Origin of the sequence: uncultured Intestinimonas sp. (assembly GCF_944387245.1) — a bacterium.
Lineage (GTDB): Bacteria > Bacillota > Clostridia > Oscillospirales > Oscillospiraceae > Intestinimonas.
Window position 1 is genome coordinate 1 of the sequence record NZ_CALXEE010000036.1, and the last position, 20,648, is coordinate 20,648.

At 61.8% G+C, this 20,648-nt stretch carries 21 protein-coding genes and 1 other annotated feature; of the genes, 18 read left to right on the forward strand and 3 right to left on the reverse strand.

The features are described 5' to 3' along the window. Nucleotides 1–103 precede the first annotated feature (103 nt). The 16 genes from Q0K15_RS06215 to Q0K15_RS06290 all read left to right on the forward strand — a co-directional run bounded on the left by Q0K15_RS06215 (nucleotide 104) and on the right by Q0K15_RS06290 (nucleotide 14,773). Nucleotides 104–490 carry an Asp23/Gls24 family envelope stress response protein gene (locus tag Q0K15_RS06215; RefSeq protein WP_294513918.1) on the forward strand — a complete coding sequence of 129 codons (387 nt, stop codon included), beginning with the start codon at nucleotides 104–106 and terminating at the stop codon, nucleotides 488–490. A 167-nt stretch (nucleotides 491–657) separates the two neighbouring features. After that, nucleotides 658–1,152, forward strand: a complete 495-nt coding sequence (gene nusB, locus Q0K15_RS06220; protein ID WP_294513921.1) for a transcription antitermination factor NusB — start codon at nucleotides 658–660, stop codon at nucleotides 1,150–1,152. Next, nucleotides 1,149–2,087 carry a DNA-binding protein gene (locus Q0K15_RS06225; RefSeq protein WP_294513923.1) on the forward strand — a complete coding sequence of 313 codons (939 nt, stop codon included), beginning with the start codon at nucleotides 1,149–1,151 and terminating at the stop codon, nucleotides 2,085–2,087. The genes nusB and Q0K15_RS06225 overlap by 4 nt, the downstream gene beginning before the upstream one ends. Further along, nucleotides 2,084–3,295: an exodeoxyribonuclease VII large subunit gene (gene xseA / locus Q0K15_RS06230; RefSeq protein ID WP_294513926.1), complete on the forward strand. Its 1,212-nt coding sequence runs from the start codon at nucleotides 2,084–2,086 to the stop codon at nucleotides 3,293–3,295. Before Q0K15_RS06225 ends, xseA begins: the two co-directional genes overlap by 4 nt. Beyond that, nucleotides 3,295–3,531: an exodeoxyribonuclease VII small subunit gene (gene xseB, locus Q0K15_RS06235; protein WP_294513929.1), complete on the forward strand. Its 237-nt coding sequence runs from the start codon at nucleotides 3,295–3,297 to the stop codon at nucleotides 3,529–3,531. The genes xseA and xseB overlap by 1 nt, the downstream gene beginning before the upstream one ends. A 4-nt stretch (nucleotides 3,532–3,535) precedes the next feature. Then, nucleotides 3,536–4,420, forward strand: a complete 885-nt coding sequence (locus tag Q0K15_RS06240; RefSeq protein WP_294513932.1) for a polyprenyl synthetase family protein — start codon at nucleotides 3,536–3,538, stop codon at nucleotides 4,418–4,420. Nucleotides 4,421–4,451: 31 nt separating this feature from the next. Beyond that, on the forward strand, nucleotides 4,452–4,889 hold the full coding sequence (locus Q0K15_RS06245) for a divergent PAP2 family protein (RefSeq protein WP_294513935.1): 438 nt from the start codon (nucleotides 4,452–4,454) through the stop codon (nucleotides 4,887–4,889). Nucleotides 4,890–4,922: 33 nt separating this feature from the next. Then, nucleotides 4,923–6,770, forward strand: coding sequence for a 1-deoxy-D-xylulose-5-phosphate synthase (gene dxs, locus Q0K15_RS06250; protein ID WP_294513938.1), 1,848 nt, complete (start codon nucleotides 4,923–4,925; stop codon nucleotides 6,768–6,770). Next, nucleotides 6,763–7,575, forward strand: coding sequence for a TlyA family RNA methyltransferase (locus tag Q0K15_RS06255; RefSeq protein ID WP_294513941.1), 813 nt, complete (start codon nucleotides 6,763–6,765; stop codon nucleotides 7,573–7,575). The genes dxs and Q0K15_RS06255 overlap by 8 nt, the downstream gene beginning before the upstream one ends. Beyond that, nucleotides 7,572–8,438: an NAD(+)/NADH kinase gene (locus Q0K15_RS06260; RefSeq protein ID WP_294513944.1), complete on the forward strand. Its 867-nt coding sequence runs from the start codon at nucleotides 7,572–7,574 to the stop codon at nucleotides 8,436–8,438. The genes Q0K15_RS06255 and Q0K15_RS06260 overlap by 4 nt, the downstream gene beginning before the upstream one ends. 6 nt (nucleotides 8,439–8,444) lie before the next feature. Then, the gene (locus tag Q0K15_RS06265) at nucleotides 8,445–8,897 is read left to right on the forward strand and encodes an arginine repressor (protein WP_294513947.1); all 453 of its coding nucleotides are present in this window, start codon (nucleotides 8,445–8,447) and stop codon (nucleotides 8,895–8,897) included. A gap of 17 nt (nucleotides 8,898–8,914) precedes the next feature. Next, nucleotides 8,915–10,609: a DNA repair protein RecN gene (recN, locus tag Q0K15_RS06270; RefSeq protein ID WP_294513950.1), complete on the forward strand. Its 1,695-nt coding sequence runs from the start codon at nucleotides 8,915–8,917 to the stop codon at nucleotides 10,607–10,609. After that, entirely contained in the window at nucleotides 10,606–11,139 is a 534-nt protein-coding gene (locus tag Q0K15_RS06275; protein WP_294513953.1) for a hypothetical protein, read from the forward strand. The genes recN and Q0K15_RS06275 overlap by 4 nt, the downstream gene beginning before the upstream one ends. A 35-nt stretch (nucleotides 11,140–11,174) precedes the next feature. Further along, nucleotides 11,175–11,412: a binding site (T-box leader), on the forward strand. Nucleotides 11,413–11,758: 346 nt separating this feature from the next. Continuing rightward, a complete protein-coding gene (locus Q0K15_RS06280; RefSeq protein ID WP_294513957.1) occupies nucleotides 11,759–12,226 on the forward strand; it encodes an NUDIX domain-containing protein in 468 nt (155 codons plus the stop codon). Next, nucleotides 12,223–13,449: a tyrosine--tRNA ligase gene (gene tyrS / locus Q0K15_RS06285; protein ID WP_294513961.1), complete on the forward strand. Its 1,227-nt coding sequence runs from the start codon at nucleotides 12,223–12,225 to the stop codon at nucleotides 13,447–13,449. Before Q0K15_RS06280 ends, tyrS begins: the two co-directional genes overlap by 4 nt. A 133-nt stretch (nucleotides 13,450–13,582) precedes the next feature. Next, the gene (locus Q0K15_RS06290) at nucleotides 13,583–14,773 is read left to right on the forward strand and encodes an AI-2E family transporter (RefSeq protein WP_294513964.1); all 1,191 of its coding nucleotides are present in this window, start codon (nucleotides 13,583–13,585) and stop codon (nucleotides 14,771–14,773) included. Between the two features lie 49 nt (nucleotides 14,774–14,822). On the opposite strand, the gene dapB is transcribed toward Q0K15_RS06290, so the two are convergent. The 3 genes from dapB to asd form a co-directional block, all read right to left on the reverse strand. Then, complete coding sequence (gene dapB / locus Q0K15_RS06295; protein ID WP_294513967.1) at nucleotides 14,823–15,602, reverse strand: 4-hydroxy-tetrahydrodipicolinate reductase; 780 nt, start codon at nucleotides 15,600–15,602, stop codon at nucleotides 14,823–14,825. A 74-nt stretch (nucleotides 15,603–15,676) separates the two neighbouring features. Further along, complete coding sequence (gene dapA / locus Q0K15_RS06300) at nucleotides 15,677–16,585, reverse strand: 4-hydroxy-tetrahydrodipicolinate synthase (RefSeq protein WP_294513970.1); 909 nt, start codon at nucleotides 16,583–16,585, stop codon at nucleotides 15,677–15,679. 72 nt (nucleotides 16,586–16,657) lie between these two features. After that, nucleotides 16,658–17,743 (reverse strand): aspartate-semialdehyde dehydrogenase, encoded by a 1,086-nt coding sequence (asd, locus tag Q0K15_RS06305; protein WP_294513973.1) that lies wholly within the window; start codon nucleotides 17,741–17,743, stop codon nucleotides 16,658–16,660. Between the two features lie 252 nt (nucleotides 17,744–17,995). On the opposite strand from asd, the gene Q0K15_RS06310 reads away from it, so the two are divergent. Together Q0K15_RS06310 and queA are read left to right on the forward strand one after the other, a co-directional pair. Next, a complete protein-coding gene (locus Q0K15_RS06310; protein ID WP_294513976.1) occupies nucleotides 17,996–19,639 on the forward strand; it encodes a SpoIID/LytB domain-containing protein in 1,644 nt (547 codons plus the stop codon). Nucleotides 19,640–19,667: 28 nt separating this feature from the next. Then, on the forward strand, nucleotides 19,668–20,648 hold a 981-nt coding region (queA, locus tag Q0K15_RS06315), incomplete at its 3' end, for a tRNA preQ1(34) S-adenosylmethionine ribosyltransferase-isomerase QueA (protein WP_294513979.1).

Consider the following 20,648-nt stretch of genomic DNA (forward strand, 5'->3'; position numbering starts at 1 on the left):
AAAGGGCGGATGCGCAGGCATCCGCCCTTTTCTAAAAATCAGATTGTAAATCCGGGAGTGTTGTGGTAAAATACACTCAAATCGTAAAAGGAGCGTGACCACTGTGGGAGAAGGTAAGGAATATGTTTCCCGGTCCGACGAGCTGGGAAGCATCCATATATCGGAAGAAGTCCTGGCGGTGATCGCTGCCGCCGCCGTGCTGGAGGTGGAGGGCATCGGAGGCCTGGCCGCCAACCTGGGCACCGATCTGGCTGAGCTGCTGGGCAAGAAGAACCTGAGCCGCGGCATTCATATCCAGGTGGAGAATGGGAACGTCACGGTGGATCTGAGTATCCTGGTGAAGTATGGCTACACCATCCCCGACGTGGCCCGGGCGGTGCAGGAGGCAGTCGCCGGAAGCGTCGAAGCTACAAGCGGCCTGACGGTCGCCGCTGTCAACGTGAACGTGGGCGGCGTGGTCTTTGAGAAAGAGCCGAAAAAGGCTCCGTAAATCGTATTGCCCTCAAAGAGCATTGAGCCATCATCCGGTATGCGCTCAATGCTCTTTTTGCCGCTTTGGACGGGAAATTAGGGGTTTATTTTCCGCAGAAAACTGTATATAATGAATATACATCATATGTATCAGAATCAGAAAGAGAATTTTGGGAGGAACCGACCATGATCAGGAGCAACGCCCGGGAGATTGCAGTCCATCTGGCCTTTGCGCTGGGCTTTTCCAACGAGAGCGCAGACGAGCTGCTCAAAGAGTCTCTGACCCGAGAGAACTTCCAGCAGCTCAGCGAGGAGGATCCTCTGTACCAGGAGTTTCCCAACGAGAAGCAGCGCCAGTACATCCAGGCCCTGGTAAAGGGGGTCTATGAGCACGGTGCCGAGCTGGACGGATACATCTCCAAGTATGCCATCGGCTGGTCCTTTTCCCGGATCTCCCGCATGGCAGCAGCGGTGATGCGGGTGGCCATGTACGAGATCCTGTACATGCCCGACATCCCCCCGGCGGCGGCCATCAACGAGGCCGTGGAGCTCTCCAAGCACTATGAGCCCCAGGAGACCGCCTCCTTCATCAACGGCATCCTGGGCGCCTTTGTCCGGGGCGAGCTGCCCCCGGAGCGGGCTGCCGCTCCTGCCCAGCCGCAGATGGAGGACGAGCAGTGACCGTTAAGCGCTGCCTGGGGCTGGACACCAGCAACTACACCACCTCTACGGCCCTCTTTGACGGCGTGGACGGCTACCAGCTGGGCCGCCTGCTGGATGTGGAGTCGGGGAGCCTGGGCCTCCGTCAGAGTGATGCCCTCTTCCAGCATGTGAAGCGTCTGCCCGAGCTCTTCGACCGGCTTCGGGCGGAGGGACGGCTGGAGGGGATCGTCGCCGTGGGGGCCAGTATCAAGCCCAGATGGGTGGAGGGCTCCTACATGCCCTGCTTCCTGGCGGGGGAGACCGCCGGGCGCATCCTGGCGGACACCCTGGGAGTGCCCTTCTTCCCCTGTGCCCATCAGCAAGGGCACATTGCCGCCGTGGCTTGGGGGGCCGGGCGGCTGGAATTGCTGGACAAGCCCCTCCTGGCCTGGCACCTCTCCGGCGGAACCACCGAGCTGCTGTACGTGGAGCCGGACGGGACAGGGGTCCTGCCTCGGAAGATCGGCGGTACCGGCGATATCTCCGCCGGACAGCTCATTGACCGCACCGGTGTGGCCCTGGGCCTGGATTTCCCGGCGGGGAAGGCCCTGGACGCCCTGAGCCGGGAGGGAAAGCCTGTCCCTGGTTTTTCTGTAAAGCTGAATGACCTTATATTCTCTCTCTCCGGTATGGAGAATAAGGTAAAGGACATGGTGACGGCTGGAGTGCCCGCCGCCGATGTGGCCCGGTTCGCCGTGGCCACCGTGGCCAGGACCATCCGCCGGGTCACCGACCGGGCTCTGGAGCGGTATCCCGGCCTGCCGGTGCTGTGCTCCGGCGGCGTGGCCTCCAACAGCATGCTGCGGGAGGCCCTGTCCGACGCCGTGTTTGCCCCGCCGGCCTGTTCCGCCGACAACGCCCTGGGGGTGGCGGTGCTGACCCACCGGGCCCTGACCATGGGAGGCGCCAGATGAACGGTGAGCGTCAGATCTATACCGTCAGCCAGGTCAACGGCTACCTGAAGGAGCTGCTGGACCGGGACGGATTCCTCAGCGGCGTCTTTGTCCGGGGGGAGATCTCCAACTACAAGACCTATCCCTCTGGGCACCACTATTTTTCCATGAAGGACGAGGGGGGCGCCATCCGGTGCGTCATGTTCCGCCGGGAGGCCTCCCGCCTGCGTTTCCGGCCGGAGAACGGCATGAAGGTCATCGCCTTCGGACGGGTGGCCGTCTTCCCACGGGATGGGCAGTATCAGCTTTACTGCGCCGAGCTCTCCCCCGACGGGGTGGGGGATCTCCACGTGGCTTTTGAGCAGTGCAAGGAAAAGCTCTACCGGGAGGGGCTCTTTGACCCCGCCCACAAAAAGCCCCTACCCAGGTACCCCGAGCGCATCGCCCTGGTGACCTCCCCCGTGGGGGCGGCGGTGCGGGATATGCTCCGCATCCTGAAGGCCCGCTGGCCCGTGGCCGAGGTGCTGTTGCTGCCGGTGCGGGTCCAGGGGGCGGAGGCCGCCCGGGAGATCGCCGGCGCCATCCGCTACGCCAGCGCCCACCGGCTGGCCGACATCCTTATCACCGGTCGGGGCGGCGGCTCCATGGAGGACCTGTGGTGCTTCAACGATGAGAATGTGGCTCGGGCCATCTACGACTGCACCATCCCGGTGATCTCCGCCGTGGGCCACGAGCCCGATGTGACCATTGCCGATTTTGTGGCTGATCTGCGGGCGGCCACTCCCTCCAATGCCGCCGAGCTGGCCGTCCCCGACCAAAGCGAGGTGGTGGCGGAGCTGGCCCACCGGGGACAGCGCATGACCGCCCTGCTGGAGGGCAGGCTGGACCGGGGCCGCCGGGATCTGGCCAGACTGGGGGCCTGCCGGTCCCTGCGGGACCCCATGGCCGCCATTCAGGACCGTCGGATGCTCCTGGACTACCAGAGCCGACGGCTGGCTCACGGCCTCACCGGCGCCATGGCCGGAAAGCGGGAGCGCTTTGCCCGGCTGGCGGCCACCCTGGACGCCCTGAGCCCTCTGAAGGTGCTGGGCCGGGGCTACAGCCTGGCCAGGACCGGGGCGGGGGAGATTCTCTCCTCCGTGGATCAGGTCCAGACAGAAGACAGTTTCACCCTGCGTCTCTCCGACGGCACACTGGACTGCCGCGTGGAGGAGAAGAGGAGGCAGTAATGGCAGAAAAAAAGAAGACCTTTGAGGAGGCCATGTCTCGCCTGGATGAGATCGTGACCCGACTGGAGAAGGGGGACGCCCCGCTGGAGGAGTCCCTGAAGCTCTTTGAGGAGGGAACCAAGCTCATGAAGCAGTGCTCCGGTCTGCTGGACAAGGCCGAGCAGAAGGTGCAGCAGCTCACCGCCGGCGCTGACGGAACGCCCGTTGAGACGCCTTTTACGACGGAGGGGGAGTGAGTCCATGGAGGAAAAAGCTCACCTGAAGGAGACTCAGGGCCAGGTGGAGACCGCCCTGCGGAGCTGTTTCCGGGGCCGGGAGCCCAGAGGGGACATTTACGACGCCATGGAGTACAGTCTCCTGGCTGGAGGCAAGCGGGTCCGGCCGGTACTTACCCTGGAGACCTGCCGCATGTGCGGCGGTGATCCGGCGCTGGCCATGCCCTTCGCCTGCGCGGTGGAGATGATCCACACTTACTCCCTGATCCACGACGACCTGCCCTGTATGGATGACGATGATCTGCGCCGGGGCAAGCCCACCAACCACAAGATCTACGGGGAGGCCACCGCCGTGCTGGCGGGGGACGGCCTGCTCACCGCCGCCTTTGAGATGGCCCTGGCCGCGGACGGGTCTCTGCCGCCCCAGCGGGTGGTGGAGGCTGCCGCCTGCCTGGCCCGTGCGGCGGGCGCCCAGGGCATGGTGGGCGGTCAGGTGCTGGATATGGCCGCTGAGGGGCGAGCCGTGTCCCGCAGTGATGTAGAGCAGCTCCAGAAGCTGAAGACAGGCGCCCTCCTCAGCGCCGCAGCTGAGATGGGCTGCATTGTGGCCGGCGGGTCGGAGGAAGAGCGGATGGCGGTCCGCCGCTACGCTCAGAAGCTGGGCCTGGCCTTCCAGGTCCGGGACGACATGCTGGATGTGGAGGGAGATCAGGCCACGCTGGGCAAGCCGGTGGGCTCCGATCAGGCCAATGAGAAAACCACCTTTGTGACTCTGCTGGGGATCGACGGCTGCCGGTCTCTGGTGGAAAAACTGACCGAAGAGGCGGTAGAAGCCCTGTCGCCCTTTGGAGAGGAGAAAGCGGGCTTCCTTTGCTGGCTCGCCCGAGAGCTAGCCGGACGGGAGAACTGATAGCATGGAATATGATCTGTTTGAGCGCCGTATGGGCATATGGATCCTGGTGCTGGCGGTGATCGCCTGGGCGGCTGCCCAGCTCATCAAGTTGCTGCTGACCTATTGCAGGGAGCGACGGCTGGATCTGGACCGGGCACTGGGGAGCGGCGGTATGCCTAGTTCCCATTCTGCCTTCGTCTGTGCCTGCGCCAGCGCCACGGGACGGCTGTGCGGTTGGTCATCGGCGCTCTTCGCCATTACCGCGGTGATTGCCATCGTGGTGATGTACGATGCCGCCAATATCCGCCAAGCGGCGGGCGAGCACGCGAAGATCCTTAACTATCTGATGGACCAGTGGGCACAGGAGGGCCATACGCCCTTTGGAACACGGCTCAAGGAGCTGTTGGGGCATACGCCCATTCAGGTGCTGGCCGGTGCGGTGCTGGGCATCGTGATCGGTCTGCTGGGCGCTTATTTTGTGACATGACGCCGGTTTGTCTGCCGGGAGGGATGGTTTGCTTTGATAGAGTTCGATGAGACCCCGGATCTGAAAACGATAACAGATGGCGAGGCGGAAGCACTCTGTGCCCGCCTGCGCTCCGCCGTGGTGGATATGGTATCCCGGACGGGTGGTCATCTGGCCTCCAATCTGGGAGTCGTGGAGCTCACCGTGGCCCTTCACCGGGTCTTTGACACGGGGCGAGATCGGCTGGTTTTTGACGTAGGGCACCAGTGTTATATCCATAAGATCCTCACCGGGCGCGGAAGCGCCATGGATACCTTGCGTTCGTTCGGGGGCATTTCCGGTTTCCCGAAGCCCAAAGAGAGTGTCCACGACGCCTTTATCGCCGGACACGCCTCCAACTCAGTGTCGGTGGCCCTGGGTATGGCCCGGGCCCGGACCCTGCTGGGGGAGGACTATCACGTCATTGCCCTCATCGGTGATGGAGCCCTTACCGGCGGCCTGGCCTACGAGGGCCTGTCCAACGCCGGTCTCAGCCGGGAGCCTCTGCTGGTTATCCTCAATGACAACGGCATGTCCATTACCAAAAATGTGGGTGGCATAGCCCAGCACTTGGCCCATCAGCGGCTCAAGCCCCAATATCTGCACTTTAAAAAAGGCTACCGCAAGGTGATGTCGGTCCTACCAGGCGGTAAGGCCTTCTACCGGGTGACCCACAAAGTAAAAACAGCGGTGAAGGAGACCCTTCTCCCGTGCAGCATGTTTGAGGATATGGGCTTTACCTATCTGGGACCTGTGGACGGCCACGACGTCCGGGGTCTGACCCGGCTCCTCCGCTATGCCAAGGACACATCGGGCCCAGTTCTGCTCCACATCAGAACTGTAAAGGGAAAAGGCTATCCGCCTGCCGAGCAGAATCCGGATGCTTATCATGGTGTTTCCAAGTTCTGCATCCAGACCGGCGCGCCGTTGCACCCCTCCGGGCCGTCCTATTCCGGCGCCTTTGGGTCTGCACTCTGCCAGCTGGCGGAGGAAGACCGGCGGGTGTGCGCCATCACGGCAGCCATGCGGGACGGCACCGGACTCAAGGAGTTTGAGGCCCGCTTCCCGAACCGCTTCTTTGACGTGGGCATCTCGGAGGGCCACGCCGTGGCCATGTCGGCGGGAATGGCCAAACAGGGCTGTATTCCCGTCTTTGCGGTCTATTCCTCCTTTCTCCAGCGCGGCTATGACATGCTCATTCACGATGTGGCCCTGCTGGGGCTTCATGTGGTGTTCGGCGTAGATCGGGCCGGGTTGGTGGGGGAGGACGGTGAGACCCACCACGGTCTTTATGATGTGGCCTATCTCTCTACGGTGCCGGGCATGACTCTGTACGCCCCCTCCAGCTTTGCTGAGGTGGGAACCATGCTGCGCCATGCTCTACAGGAGGTGAAGGGGCCGGTGGCCCTGCGCTATCCCCGGGGCGGGGAAGGGGGCTACCACGGCGATGCCGGAACCACTCCATCCTTGATTACCAAAGAGGGGCAAGGAATTACACTTGTCACTTATGGAGCCACCTATCCTGATATTCTGACGGTGGCGGAGCGGTTGGAAGAGACCGGCTGTCAACCGGAGATCATCAAATTGAACCGGCTGTGTCCCCTGGACTTGGAGCCGGTGTGCCGTTCAGTGGCAAAGACCGGCCGCCTGCTGGTGGCCGAGGAAGTGAGCGCCATGGGCTCCATTGGAGAGAAACTGTGCGCCGGACTGGCTGAAGCCGGTGTTCCTTTGAAGGTGGTGCGGCTGTGTACCACCGGACGGGACTTTGTGCCCCAGGGCACCGTGGCCCAGCTCAGACACCTGTGCGGGCTGGACGTTGAATCCCTCTGCCGGGCGGCGATGGAGGTATGGAAGCATGAGTAAAAAGCGCTTGGATGTCCTTTTACATGAGCGGGGACTTTCAGAGAGCCGCCAGCGGGCTCAGGCCGATATCATGGGTGGCTGGGTCTATGTGGATGGGCAGCAGGTGCTCAAGGCCGGGACCGCTGTGTCCGAGGACGCCGTCATTGAGGTCCGGGGGCAAGCCATCCCCTATGTAAGCCGGGGCGGTCTGAAGCTGGCCAAGGCCATGGACGTCTTTGGCTTGGACCTCACCGGCATGGTCTGCGCCGACATCGGCGCCTCCACCGGCGGTTTTTCCGACTGTATGCTCCAGCACGGCGCCGTCAAAGTGTACGCCGTGGATACGGGCTACGGCAAGTTGGCCTGGAAGCTGCGTACCGATGAGCGGGTGGTGCCGCTGGAGCGGACCAACGCCCGGTATCTCACCCACGAGCAGATCCCCGAGGAGTTGGACCTGGCCAGTGTGGACGTCTCTTTCATCTCCCTGCGGCTCATTCTGCCGGCCCTGCGGGGCATTTTGGCTCCCAATGGTCAGGTGGTCTGTCTGGTAAAGCCCCAATTCGAGGCGGGGAAGGAAAAGGTGGGTAAGAAGGGTGTGGTTCGGGACCCAAAGGTTCATCTAGAGGTACTGGAGCACTTCCTCGCCCACGCCGATGAGGCTGATTTTACTGTAAAGGATATAACCTTTTCGCCTATTCGGGGGCCAGAGGGGAACATCGAGTACCTGGGTCATCTGACGGTGGGCAGAGGGCCGGCCTATGCCGGAGACCTTGCCGCCTTGGTGGAGCAGTCCCACGCCGAACTGGAGGGGGGGCGGCATCCGTGAAGGTGGTACTCAGTCCAAACCCATACCGTGACCGGGGCCTGAAGGCGGCCCTCCGGGCCCGGGACATCCTCCGTACCGCTGGAGCGGAGACGGCACTGTGCCTCCCTTTTGCTCTGGACCAGGGGAGCCACGTGGAACTCCCCAAGGGCCAGGATTATCGAAACATGCAGGAAGAGCTCAAAAACGCCGATTTACTCATCTGTTTTGGTGGTGACGGTACTATTCTACACGCTGCCAAGGATGCCAACGCCCATAATATCCCTATTTTAGGGGTTAATCTGGGCAGTGTGGGCTTTATGGCGGAGCTGGAGCAGAGTGAATTGGACATGCTTGCCCGGCTGCCGGAGCGGAAGTACTCCATTGAGCACCGAATGATGCTGGATGTGACGGTGCGCCGGGGGAGGGAAGTCCTCTCACGGGATGTGGCCCTCAACGACGCTGTGATCACCAAGGGGGCGGTGGCCCGGGTTATTGATCTCACCCTGCGGGGAGATGGTGTGCCCATCTATTCATTTTCGGGGGATGGCATCATCCTGGCCACTCCCACCGGCTCCACCGCCTACTCTATGTCGGCGGGAGGGCCCATCGTGGAGCCGACAGCGGAGAATGTCCTGGTTACACCGATCTGTGCCCACTCTCTTCAGGCAAAACCTTTGGTCATGGGACGGGACCGGGTGGTGTCCGTTCGGATGGGAAAACTGTCAAGGAAAACTGCTTACCTGTCTGTGGATGGCGGGAGAGCCTTCAAGCTCTGCGGCGGGGACACGGTGGAGGTACGCCGGTCCCGGGGCGTGACCCGGCTGGTGCGGCTCACCGACCATAGCTTCTATGAGATCATCGATCAAAAATTAGGAAAGGCGTGATGGGGAATGAAATCCAAGCGACAGGCGGAGATCTTGCGGATCATTGAAGATGTGGACGTGGAGACCCAGGACCAGCTGCTTTCTGAGCTCAAGGCCAGAGGGCTTACTTCCACCCAGGCAACCATTTCCCGGGACATCAAGGAGCTCCATCTCATCAAGGAGCTTACCGGCTATGGGACCTATAAATACTCTGTGTCCGGCCGCAAGACCAGTATGAACATCGCCGGCCGCTTGCGGACCATCTTCAAGGAGGGCGTCACCTCCTTTGACCGCGCCCAGAACATCGTGGTTCTGAAGACCATGCCCGGCCTGGCCTCGGCGGCCTGCGCCGCCATCGACGGCATGGAGATTAGCGACTTGGTGGGCAGTCTGGCGGGTGATGACACCGCCATCCTCATCATGCGGGACAGTGAGAAGGCGGAGGCCTTCTGTGACGAGATCCACAAGATGCTCCAGTAAACGGGGAGGTGGAGAGGATGCTCTCGCTGCTTCATATTGAGAATATCGCGGTGATCCAGGCGGCGGACATCCGATTCGACCAGGGCTTCAACGCCCTCACCGGTGAAACCGGCGCGGGCAAATCCATCGTGGTGGATGCCATCGGGGCGGTGATCGGGGAGCGGACTTCACGGGAGCTGATCCGCACCGGGGCCAAGGCCGCGGTGGTGAGCGCCCAGTTCACCCGGCTGCCGGCGCTCCCCTGGTTTGCCGAGAACGGCATGGGTCCCGACGAGAACGGGGAGATCCTCATCCAGCGGGAGATCCTGTCCGATGGACGGAATGTCTGCCGGCTCAACGGCCGACCATTGACGGTGTCTCAGCTCCGGTCCCTGGGCCGACAGCTGCTGAACATCCACGGCCAGCACGACGGTCAGCAGCTGCTGGACCCCGCCTGCCATCTGGACTACCTGGACCGGTTCGGTGAGCTGGAGGGCCCCAGGGCCGACTTTAAAGCGGCCTATGATGCCATGTCCGCCCTGCGGCGGGAGATGTCCGCCCTGCGGATGGACGAGGCGGAGAAGGCCCGGCGTATCGACAGCCTGACTTTTCAGATCGGAGAGCTGGAGCGGGCCGACCTGAAGCCGGGGGAGGAGGAGGAGCTCACCCAGCGGCGGAAGGTGCTGCGCAACGCGGGCAAGCTCATCGACGCCGTGGAGGGCGCCCACATGGCCCTCTCCGGGGACGAGGAGAGCGAGGGTGCCGTGGCCCTTATCATGTCAGCGGAGCAGTCCCTCTCTGGAGCCAAAGGGGTCAGCGACCAGATCGCCGACCTGGCCCAGCGCCTCACCGAGCTGCGCTGCGCCGCGGACGACGCCGCCGAGCTGGTCCGGGATCTCCGGGACAGCCTGGACTTTGAGCCGGGAGAGCTGGACGAGCTGGAGAGCCGTCTGGACGTGATCTACCGGCTGCGGAAGAAGTACGGCGCTACGGTGGAGGACATGCTGGACTACCTGGCCCGGTGCAAAGCGGAGCTGGAGCAGATCGAGGACTCCAGCGAGACCCTGGCCCGGTTGGAGAAGAAGCTCTCTGCCGCCCTGGAAAAGGCCCGGGAGGAGGGCGCCAAGCTCACCGCAGCCCGTAAGAAGGCGGCGGCGGCGCTGGAAAAACTCATCCAGGAAGAGCTGCGGCAGCTGGACATGCCAAAGGTGCGTTTTCAGGTGGACTTCGCCCCCAAGGGCGGGGAGCTTGCCATGGATGAGACGGGCATGGATGAGGTGCAGTTCCTCATGTCAGCCAACGTGGGCGAGGACCTGAAGCCAATCCATAAGATCGCCTCCGGAGGCGAGCTCTCCCGCATCATGCTGGCGCTGAAAAATGTGCTGGCAGAGAACGACGATGTGAGCACCCTGGTCTTTGACGAGGTGGACACCGGTGTCAGCGGCCGGGCAGCCCAGAAGGTGGCGGAGAAGATGGCACAGGTGGCCCGGCGGAAGCAGGTCCTCTGCGTTACCCACCTGCCCCAGATCGCCGCCATGGCGGACACCCACTTCTCGGTGGAGAAGGGGGAGCGGAACGGGCGGACCTACACCGCGGTGGAGCGGCTGGAGGCCGGACGCCGCCGGGAGGAACTGGCACGGCTCACCGGCGGCGCCCATATCACACCCGCCATGCTGGCAGGCGCCGGGGAGCTGCTGGAGAGCGCCGAGACCTATAAGCGGAGGCTCACATGAGACAGGACAAAGGAACGGAGGAGGTGCGGGTTACCTTCTCCCTCAGCCGGGCGGAGTATGTCCGGGCGGTGCGCTACTACCTGCGCAAAAGTCATCTGGTAAGTTGGGTCCAGGTGCTGGTCATCCTCATCGCTCTGGCGGCTGCTGTGGTCATGGGGATCTTGATGGAGCGGGTGAGCTTCCTTTGCACCCTCCTGGTGGTACTCTCTGTCATGGTGGCCCTCTACGGCCTGTGGCTGTATGTCATCCAGCCGGGGCGGCTCTACGACAAAAACCCGGCCTTGGGCCGGCAGGTGTCCTTTCTCTTCAACCGGGAGGATCTGTCCCGGCAGGATGAACAGACAGCGGTGCTGCTGGATTGGGACCTGACGAAGCTCTGGCGGGGGAAAGAGTTCTATTACCTCTTTCGGGGGGAGGAGGGCTACCTGCTGCTGCCCAGGTCTGCTTTTCGGAGTGAGGAGGACCGGCTCCGCTTCGAGTTCCTGGCCCAGACCGCCTGTCCGGAGGCAAAAGTAAAACATTTTGATTGACAATATAGGCGGGCTGTGCTAGAATGCCCGTTGTATACAACGCAAAGATGAGGAAAAGTAATCTTCGGATACCCTGCGCAGAGAACCTCCGGTTTGGTGGAAGGGGGAGAGGGCCTGAGGACGAATACCCCTCGGAGCGGCCGCCTGAACCGCAAGCAGTAGGGCGTGTCGGGAGCGCCCGTTATCGCGCGGCCGTGTGATGGCACGGCGTGAGGCCCTTTCCCGTGAGGGAAGGGCGAACCAGAGGTGGTACCGCGTATCCACGCCCTCTGTCCCAAAAGGACAGGGGGCGTTTTTTATCGTACACTAGAAAGAGAGGAAAAGAAACATGGAACGGTCGCTCACATGCCTGCGCTGCGGGACTGAAATGATCTGTCTGGGTACGCGGAACTTCCAACTGGGACAAGAAACGATGTTTTTTGACTCTCATTTCTGGGAAGGTGCACTGGAGCTGGAGATTTTCGGTTGCCCTTCCTGCGGAAAGATAGAGTTTTTCTCGGAAAAAGTCCAGAGATGGGCCACCGAGTATGAATGCCCTGTCTGCCACGCCAAATACTCCAGGGATGCGGAGCGCTGCCCCAAATGCTTGACTAAACGGGAAAAGAAGTAGGGGAGCGGTATGGAGCACAGAAGCTTTGGCCAAAAGGAGCCCGGAGCGGTCTACCGAGACCGGGCGGGTGCCTATGCGGTGATCCTGGACGATACTGAGAATGTCGCCCTGGTGGAGGCGCCGGCGGCCGGCGGACCGGAGCGGGGACTTTTCCTGCCGGGCGGCGGCATCGAGCCGGGGGAGACGCCGGAGATGTGCCTCCGGCGAGAGTGCCTGGAGGAGCTGGGCAGAGAGATTGAATTGGACGGTCTCCTCTGTACTGGTGAAGAATATCTGTTTGCCCGCAGCGACCAGCGCTATCTCCATGTGATGGGTCGCTGTTACCGGGCGGTCCTGGGTCCGCAGGTGCAGCCCCCCATTGAGCACGACCACGTGCTCCGGTGGGTTCCGGCGGAGTGGGCCGCTGAACATATGTTTTTAAATTATCAGGCCTGGGCCGTCAGGCTGGCCTGGGAAGAAAGGATGCAGGAAAAATGACTATTTACGACGAACTGAAGGCCAGAGGGCTGGTTGCCCAGGTCACCGACGAGGAGGAGATCAAGGACCTCATCAACAACGGCAAGGCCACCTTCTACATCGGCTTTGACCCCACCGCTGATTCCCTCCATGTGGGACACTTCATGGCGCTGATGCTCATGCGCCGGATGCAGAAGGCGGGCAATCGCCCCATTGCCCTTATCGGAGGCGGCACCGGCATGGTGGGCGATCCCTCCGGCCGCAGTGATATGCGGACCATGATGACGGTGGAGACCATCCAGCACAACTGCGACTGCTTCAAGAAGCAGATGAGCAAGTTCATCGATTTCTCTGACGGCAAGGCTCTCATGCTCAACAACGCCGACTGGCTCCTGAAGCTCAACTACGTCGACGTGCTCCGCGAGGTGGGCGCCTGCTTCAGCGTGAACAATATGCTACGGGCCGAGTGCTACAAGCAGCGCATGGAGAAGGGGCTCTCCTTCCTGGAGTTCAACTACATGATCATGCAGTCCTACGACTTCTACCACATGTTCCAGACCGTGGGCTGCAACCTCCAGTGCGGCGGCGACGACCAGTGGTCCAACATGCTGGGCGGCACCGAGCTTATCCGCCGGAAGCTGGGCAAGGACGCCTACGCCATGACCATCACCCTGCTGCTCACCAGCGAGGGCAAGAAGATGGGCAAGACCCAGGCCGGTGCCGTGTGGCTGGACCCGGAAAAGACCTCTCCCTACGACTTCTACCAGTACTGGCGCAACGTGGACGACGCGGACGTGCTCAAGTGTCTGCGGATGCTCACCGAGCTGCCCCTGGAGCAGATCGACGAGATGGACCACTGGGAGGGCGCCCAGCTCAACCGGGCCAAGGAGATCCTGGCCTTCGAGCTCACCAAGCTGGTCCACTCTGAGGAGGAGGCTCAGAAGGCTCAGGATGCTGCCCGGGCTCTGTTCTCCACCGGCGGCGACAAGAGCAACATGCCTACCACCGAGCTCTCCAACGGCGACCTCACCGATGGTCAGATCACCGTGGTAGACCTGATGGTGAAGTGCGGCCTCACCCCCTCTAAGGGCGAGGCCCGGCGCCTCATCCAGCAGGGCGGTGTGGAGCTCAACGGTGAGAAGGTGACCGACACCGCCGCTGTAGTGGTAGCCGCCGCGCTGGAAGGGGAGGGCGCCACCATCAAGAAGGGCAAAAAGGTCTTCCATCGGGCCGTGCTGGCCTGAGCACAAGGGCGGGTGCCGGTTCGGCACCCGCCTTTTTAGAATCTTTTGATTTTCTTAAGGAAGAATGGTTAGACATCGAAATAAGAGCATGGTACAATAAGAATGACCATATACGAGGGGAGATCTGAAGGCCGTGCAGAAAAAACCATGGCCGCTGGACACGAGAACCATCTCAAACCTGATCATCGTGCTCATCGGCATCCTGTTCTACTTTGTGCTCTACCGCTTTGATGAGGTGAGGGCTAAGATCTCGATGGTGACGGGGGTGCTCTCCCCCTTTATCATCGGCTTTGCCATCGCCTATCTGCTCAATACGCCTACCACTTTTTTTGAGGAGAAGGTCTACCACAAGCACAGGCACGGGCGTGCCCTGGCCATCGTTACAGTTTACGTTCTGGCTGCCGCTTTCCTGGCGATCCTGCTCAACCTCATCCTGCCCCAGGTGTGGAGCAGTGCGGTGGAGCTGGTCAACAACATGTCCAACTATATGCGAGGCCTGGATGCCTTGGTACAGGATATCATCACCCGTTTCAACCTGGAGGGGGAGGGCATCAACGAGATGCTGACCACCTATCAGAACTTCGTCCAGTCCCTGACCGATCTGGCCATTTCGAAGGTAAGCTCCTCACTGCCTCAGATCTGGAACCTGGGTGTGGCTTTGGGCAGCGGTGTGGTCTCTGCCCTGACCGCGCTGATCTCCTCCATCTACATGCTTTCCGGCAAAAACCGGCTGGTCCCCCAGCTCAAAAAGCTCATCTATGCCACTATCCCCAAGAAAAAAGCGACCTGGTTCCTGGGGGTGTGCGGCCAGGCCAACCGCATTTTCGTGGGCTTTATCAATGGCAAGATCATCGACTCCGCCATCATTGGTGTGCTCTGCTTTGTCCTTAATCTGATCCTCCAGATCCCCTATAACATCCTCATTGCCGTCATCATCGGCGTCACCAATGTGATCCCCTTCTTCGGACCCATCATCGGTGCCGTGCCCTGTATCATGATCCTCATCATCGTGGACCCCTGGGCGGCGCTGCGGTTCGCCGTACTGGTGCTGGCCCTTCAGCAGTTCGACGGCAATATCTTGGGGCCCAAGATCCTGGGCGACAGTACCGGGCTCTCTGCCATCTGGGTGCTGGTGTCTATCGTGGTGTGTGGTGGGCTCTTCGGCTTCCCCGGGATGCTCCTGGGCGTGCCCACCTTTGCCGTGCTCTATGCCCTGGTCCGGGAGTGGGTGAACCATCGCCTGAGAGAGAAGGGCATCGACGGCGACGGAAATCCGCTCCTGCCGTCCCCGGAGGGTGCCGACAAGTCTGGATTTGAACAATAAAAAATGGTCTCCGGCAGCCATGCCGGAGACCATTTTTTATAGTTCACTGTTAAATTTCCACCGGTGTCTGGAGCCAGTCCAAAAGATCGTTCATGTTGTAAAGGCCGGGCGTCTGGCACTGGGCCAGAAAGCGGGCCGCCTTCAGGGCCCCAGAGGCGAAGACCTCCCGGGACTGGGCAGAGTGGCGCAGCTCGATGAGCTCGTCCCGGCCAGCGAAGAGGATCTCGTGGTCACCGGCGATGGTGCCGCCTCGGATAGAGGAGATGCCGATCTCCCGGTGATCCCTGGGTTTCCGGACGGCGTGGCGGTCCCACACGTACTCCGGCTCGTAAGGCAGAGTCTCGGACAGGGCATCGGCCAGCAGGAGAGCGGTGCCGCTGGGGGCATCCACCTTTTTGTTGTGGTGGCGCTCCACGATCTCAATGTCGAAGTCCTCGCCCAGCAGCTGGGCGGCCTGACGGGCCAGCTTGGAGAGGACGTTGATGCCCAGGGAGAAGTTGGCGGAGCGGAAGACAGGGATACTCCGGGCCGCCGCCTCGATCTCCAGGAGCTGGTCCTCAGAGTAGCCGGTGGTGGCCAGGACCACGGGCAGCTGCCGCTTGACGCAGTAGCCCAGAAGACCGGTGAGGGCAGCCGGGTGGGAGAAGTCCACCACCACCTGGGCGGGGACAGTGCACTCGGCGGGGGAGGAGAAGACGGGGAAATCCCGGTCAGCGGTGCCGAGAATGTCGAAGCCGGCGGCGATGTGGAGATCGGGCTGGTCGGCGCACAGCGCCTCCAGCACCCGGCCCATCCGGCCGTTGCAGCCGGAGAGGATCAGGTCCAGCATGAAAATTCCTCCTTTTTCATCGTTCCTTGAAAAGACAGACGGCCGTGGGGAAGCACGGCCGTCTGAGATTGGATTTACTGATGGGTGCCGGAGACCGGCAGCAGGCCGGTCCGCTCCATGGCGGCCCGGAGGACCTCCAGGTTGGCGGGGGAGATGTCGCACAGAGGGAGGCGCAGCCCACCCACGTCCTTGCCCATGAGGTTGAGGGCGGCCTTCACGGGGATAGGGTTGACCTCGCAGAAGAGGGCGTCGATCAGGTCCATGTGGTCCAACTGAAGCCGGGCGGCCTCCTCGAACCGACCCTCTAAACAGCGGTGGGTGATGTCCACCATGAGCTTGGGATCAATGTTGGCCACCACGGAGATGACACCCTTGGCGCCCAGAGACATCATGGGGACCACTTGGTCATCGTTGCCGGACCAGATGGAAAAGTCGTCGCCACAGAGGTAGCGGGTGTGGGTGATGAGGTTCAGGTTGCCGCTGGCCTCCTTCACACCGTTGATCTTGGGATTCTGGGAGAGGACCTTGTAGGTCTCAGCGGTGAAGGAAACGCCGGTCCGGGAGGGTACATTATAAAGGATGATGGGGAGCTCGGTCCGGTCGGCGATGTACTCATAGTGGCGGATGAGGCCCTCCTGAGAGCACTTGTTGTAGTAGGGGGTGACGTGGAGAAGGGCATCGGCGCCGGAGTCCTCGGCGTGCTGGGAGAGGTACACGGCGGCGGAGGTGTCGTTGCTGCCGGCGCCGGCGATGACCTTCACCCGATGGTTCACGTGCTTGACGCAGAAGTTGACGGCGGCAATGTGCTCCCGAAGGGTGAGGGTGGAGCACTCACCGGTGGTACCCACGGCGCAGATGGCGTCCACGCCGGCGTCGATCTGCTCATCGATGAGCTGGGCGAAGCGGTCGTAGTTGATGGCGCCGCTCTGGTCAAAGGGGGTGACGATGGCGGGGCAGGCACCGGTGAAAATGGGCTCTCTCATATTCAATTACCTCCTGATTAGACAGGTGTGCTGTCCACGGAGGCGCAAAGTCATATCTATCTCTATGGTCTCTTACGCCTTGACGATATAACCCTCTGCGCACAGCAGTTCGGCGAGTTCAACCGCGCCGCCTGCCGCGCCCCGAAGGGTGTTGTGGGACAGACACACGAATTTATAATCGTACTGGGTATCCGGGCGGAGGCGTCCAATGGAGATGGTCATTCCATTGCCCAGGCCGCGGTCAAGTCTGGCCTGGGGACGATCGGGCTCCTCAAAGTAGTGGAGGAACTGCTCGGGGGCAGAGGGGAGCTTGAGCTCCTGAGCACGGCCCCGGTATTCCGCCCAGATGGCCTTCATCTCATCCATCGGGGGCACCTTTTCAAAATCCACGAAGACGGCGGCAGTATGCCCGTTGGACACGGGGACACGGAGGCACTGGGCGGTGATGGCCGGCTTGACGGCGTTGACGATGACGCCGTTTTCCACCCGGCCCCAGACCTTCATAGGCTCCTGCTCGGATTTCTCCTCCTCGCCGCTGATATAGGGGATCACGTTGTCCACCATATCGGGCCAGGACTCGAACGTCTTCCCGGCGCCGGAGATGGCCTGGTAGGTGCACACCAGGATCCGCTCCAGGCCGAAGCCGCGCAGGGGATGGAGGGCGGGCACATAGCTCTGGATGGAGCAGTTGGACTTGACCGCGATGAGCCCGCGCTTCATCCCCAGTCGCTTTCGCTGTGCCTCGATTACCTTGATATGCTCCGGGTTCACCTCAGGAATGACCATGGGCACATCCTCCGTCCAGCGGTGGGCGGAATTGTTGGAGATCACCGGGCACTCGTGGCGGGCGTAGGACTCCTCCAGAGCGCGGATCTCCTCTTTTTTCATGTCAACGGCGGAGAAGACGAAGTCCACCATGGAGGCGATCTTCTCCACGTCGGCCTCGGCGTTCATGACCACCATGTTTCTGGCCTGCTGAGGGATGGGGGTGTCCATGGCCCAGCGGCCCCCCACGGCCTCCTCATAGGTCTTGCCGGCGGAGCGGGGACTGGCCGCGATGACCGTCAGTTCAAACCAGGGGTGGTTCTCCATCAGAGTCACAAAACGCTGGCCAACCATACCAGTGCCGCCGATTACACCGACCTTGTATTTTTCCATGCCGAAGACCTCCATTTATTGTGCGCTCACCCGTATTCTATCCGGGAGAGGCTCCCAACTTGCCTGTCCGCCGGAAAAACAGCGGTTGCAATGGTGTCGGGTTTTGTACTATAATGTCTCCTGTATCCGCGTGTTCCGGGGCATGTGAAAAGATCCCCAGACCCTTTTTGGGGGGCGCGGAGGGTATTTTCGATAGTGTAGCACAATTCTTTTCCAATGTAAACCGCTAATTCGCAGAAATGGAGCTTCCTCATGGGCAAAAGTTTGATTCGATTTGTAGCAGTCCTCCTGGCTGCCGCCCTCTGTTTCGGGTGTGTGACCTTCGCTGCCGGTTCTGATACCAAGGAGACCCTGCGTGTGGGCCTCTTTTACGGCAGTACCGCGCTGCCGGGTGCCAACCTGGAAAACAGCGTGGGGAGCGGTTACCGCTTCGGCTGGTATGACGACAATCTGACCTTCCACCAGCTGGGAAGCTCCGCGGAGACACAGATCTCCGTGGTCAAGACCCAGAATGTCACCCTCTCCGGCGGAAATTATGTGGACGGTACCGGTTCAGTGACGGTGGGTTGTTTCCACCTCCAGCTCCCCACGACTTATACCAGCTTCGAGGAGGCCCAGGCCGCCGCGTCGGCGGTGTCCAACGGGTTTCCCGCCTGGATCGAGGGGACATACTATGTGCGGGTGGGTGCCTACACCACCAAGGACGAGGCCCTCGCTGCTCAGTCCGCGCTGGGCCTCTCCACTGCCACAGTGGTGGGAACCAGCGGCTACGCCGTCACGGTGGTGGTCACCAAGACGGGAAAGCCTATCTTTCAGTTTGACGGGGGAGCCGAGTACAGCCTGGGCATCCGGCCCAACCTGGATGACAGCGTCAAAACAGTGACCTGGTTCAAGGGCTACCGCTATTACGGCGGCTTCCAGTACCGCCGCAGCGGCGGGAACATCACTGTCATCAATATCGTGGACCTGGAGGACTACATCAAGGGCGTCCTCCCCTATGAGATGAACAACGCCTGGCCCCTGGAGGCCCTGAAGGCCCAGGCGGTGTGCGCCCGGACCTACGCCGTCACCAATACCGTCAGCCACGCCAGCAGCGGCTTCGACGTGTGCAACAACACCCACTGCCAGATGTACCAGGGGCTGAACCTGGCCAATGACCGCACCGACCAGGCTGTGGAGGAGACGGCGGGGGAGTACGTGCGCTACCAGGGCCAGCCGGCCATCACCTACTACTCGGCCAGCGACGGCGGCGCCACCGAGGACGTGCGGAACATCTGGAACTCCACCGCCAACCTGCCCCACCTCAAAGGGATCATCGACCCCTATGAGGCCGACCTGGCCGACAGCATCTCCCAGTACAACTGGACGGTCACCGTCTCCAAGTCTGAGATCGCCTCCAAGCTCCAGAGCAAGGGCTACAACTGCGGCGCCATCGTGGACGCCTACGTGGCGGAGCTCAGCGAGACGGGGAATCCCAAAACCATCACCTTCGTGGATGCCAACGGAAAGAAGTGGTCCTTCGGTCCGGAGACCCTGCGGATCTGGTTCAGCCTGCGCTCCAACCGCTTTACGGTTGGCGGCGGAAGCGTCAGCAACACCTATTATGTGAACGGCACCTCCGATACCCTGAGCTCCGTCAGCGGGGCGTACGCGGTGGGCGGTGACGGCACCGTGAGCACCATCTCCGGGACCCCCTATGTGGCCACGGCTTCCGGCACGGGGCTTCTGGGGAGCGCCACCTCCACGACCTCGTCCGGAACCAGCGTCACCTTTACCGGCTCCGGCTATGGCCACAATGTGGGCATGAGCCAGCAGGGCGCCCGGGCTATGGCACTGCGGGGGATGGACTACATCGATATTCTGACCTTCTACTTCACCGATATTACGGTGGGTTGACAAATGACAAGGAAAGCGGGAACTTGATTTGAAGACATCGGATTTTTACTATGACCTGCCCCAGGAGCTCATCGCCCAGACCCCTCTGGACCGTCGGGACGGCTCCCGGCTGATGGTGCTGGACAAGGACACCGGCGCAGTGAAGCATATGCATTTCTATGACCTGCCCAGCCTGCTGCGTCCCGGCGATTGCCTGGTGCTCAACGACTCCCGGGTGCTGCCCGCCCGGCTGCTGGGCCACCGGGAGCCCGGCGGCGGCGCGGCGGAGGTGCTGCTCCTCAACGACAAGGGGGACAAGACCTGGGAGTGTCTGGTCCGGCCGGGCAAGAAGATGAAGCCTGGAACAAAGCTCTCCTTCGGCGACGGGCTGCTCACCGCCGAGGTCACCGAGACCCTGGAAGGCGGCAACCGGCTGGTCCGTTTTCACTATGACGGCATTTTCCTGGAGCTGCTGGAGCAGCTGGGCAAGATGCCTCTGCCGCCCTACATCAAGGCGGAGCTCCAGGACCCAGAGCGCTATCAGACGGTGTACTCCAGGGAGATAGGCTCGGCGGCAGCCCCCACCGCCGGGCTCCACTTCACCAAGGAGCTGCTGGGGCAGATCCAGGCCATGGGTGTCTCCCTGGCCTATGTGACCCTCCATGTGGGCCTGGGCACCTTCCGGCCCGTGAAGGAGGAGGAGATCACCGACCACGAGATGCACTCGGAGTACTGCATGATCTCCAAAGAGACGGCCGAGACCATCAATAACACCCGTCGGAAAGGGGGACGGGTGATCTGCGTGGGCACCACCTCCTGTCGGACCATCGAGTCCTGGGCCGCCGAGGACGGCACCTTGAAGGAGTCCGCCGGATGGACCAATATCTATATCTACCCCGGTTACCGGTTCAAGGTGCTGGACGCCCTCATCACCAACTTCCACCTGCCGGAATCCACCTTAGTGATGCTGGTTTCGGCCTTGGCCGGGCGGGAGCACATCCTGGCAGCCTATGAGGAGGCGGTCCGGGAG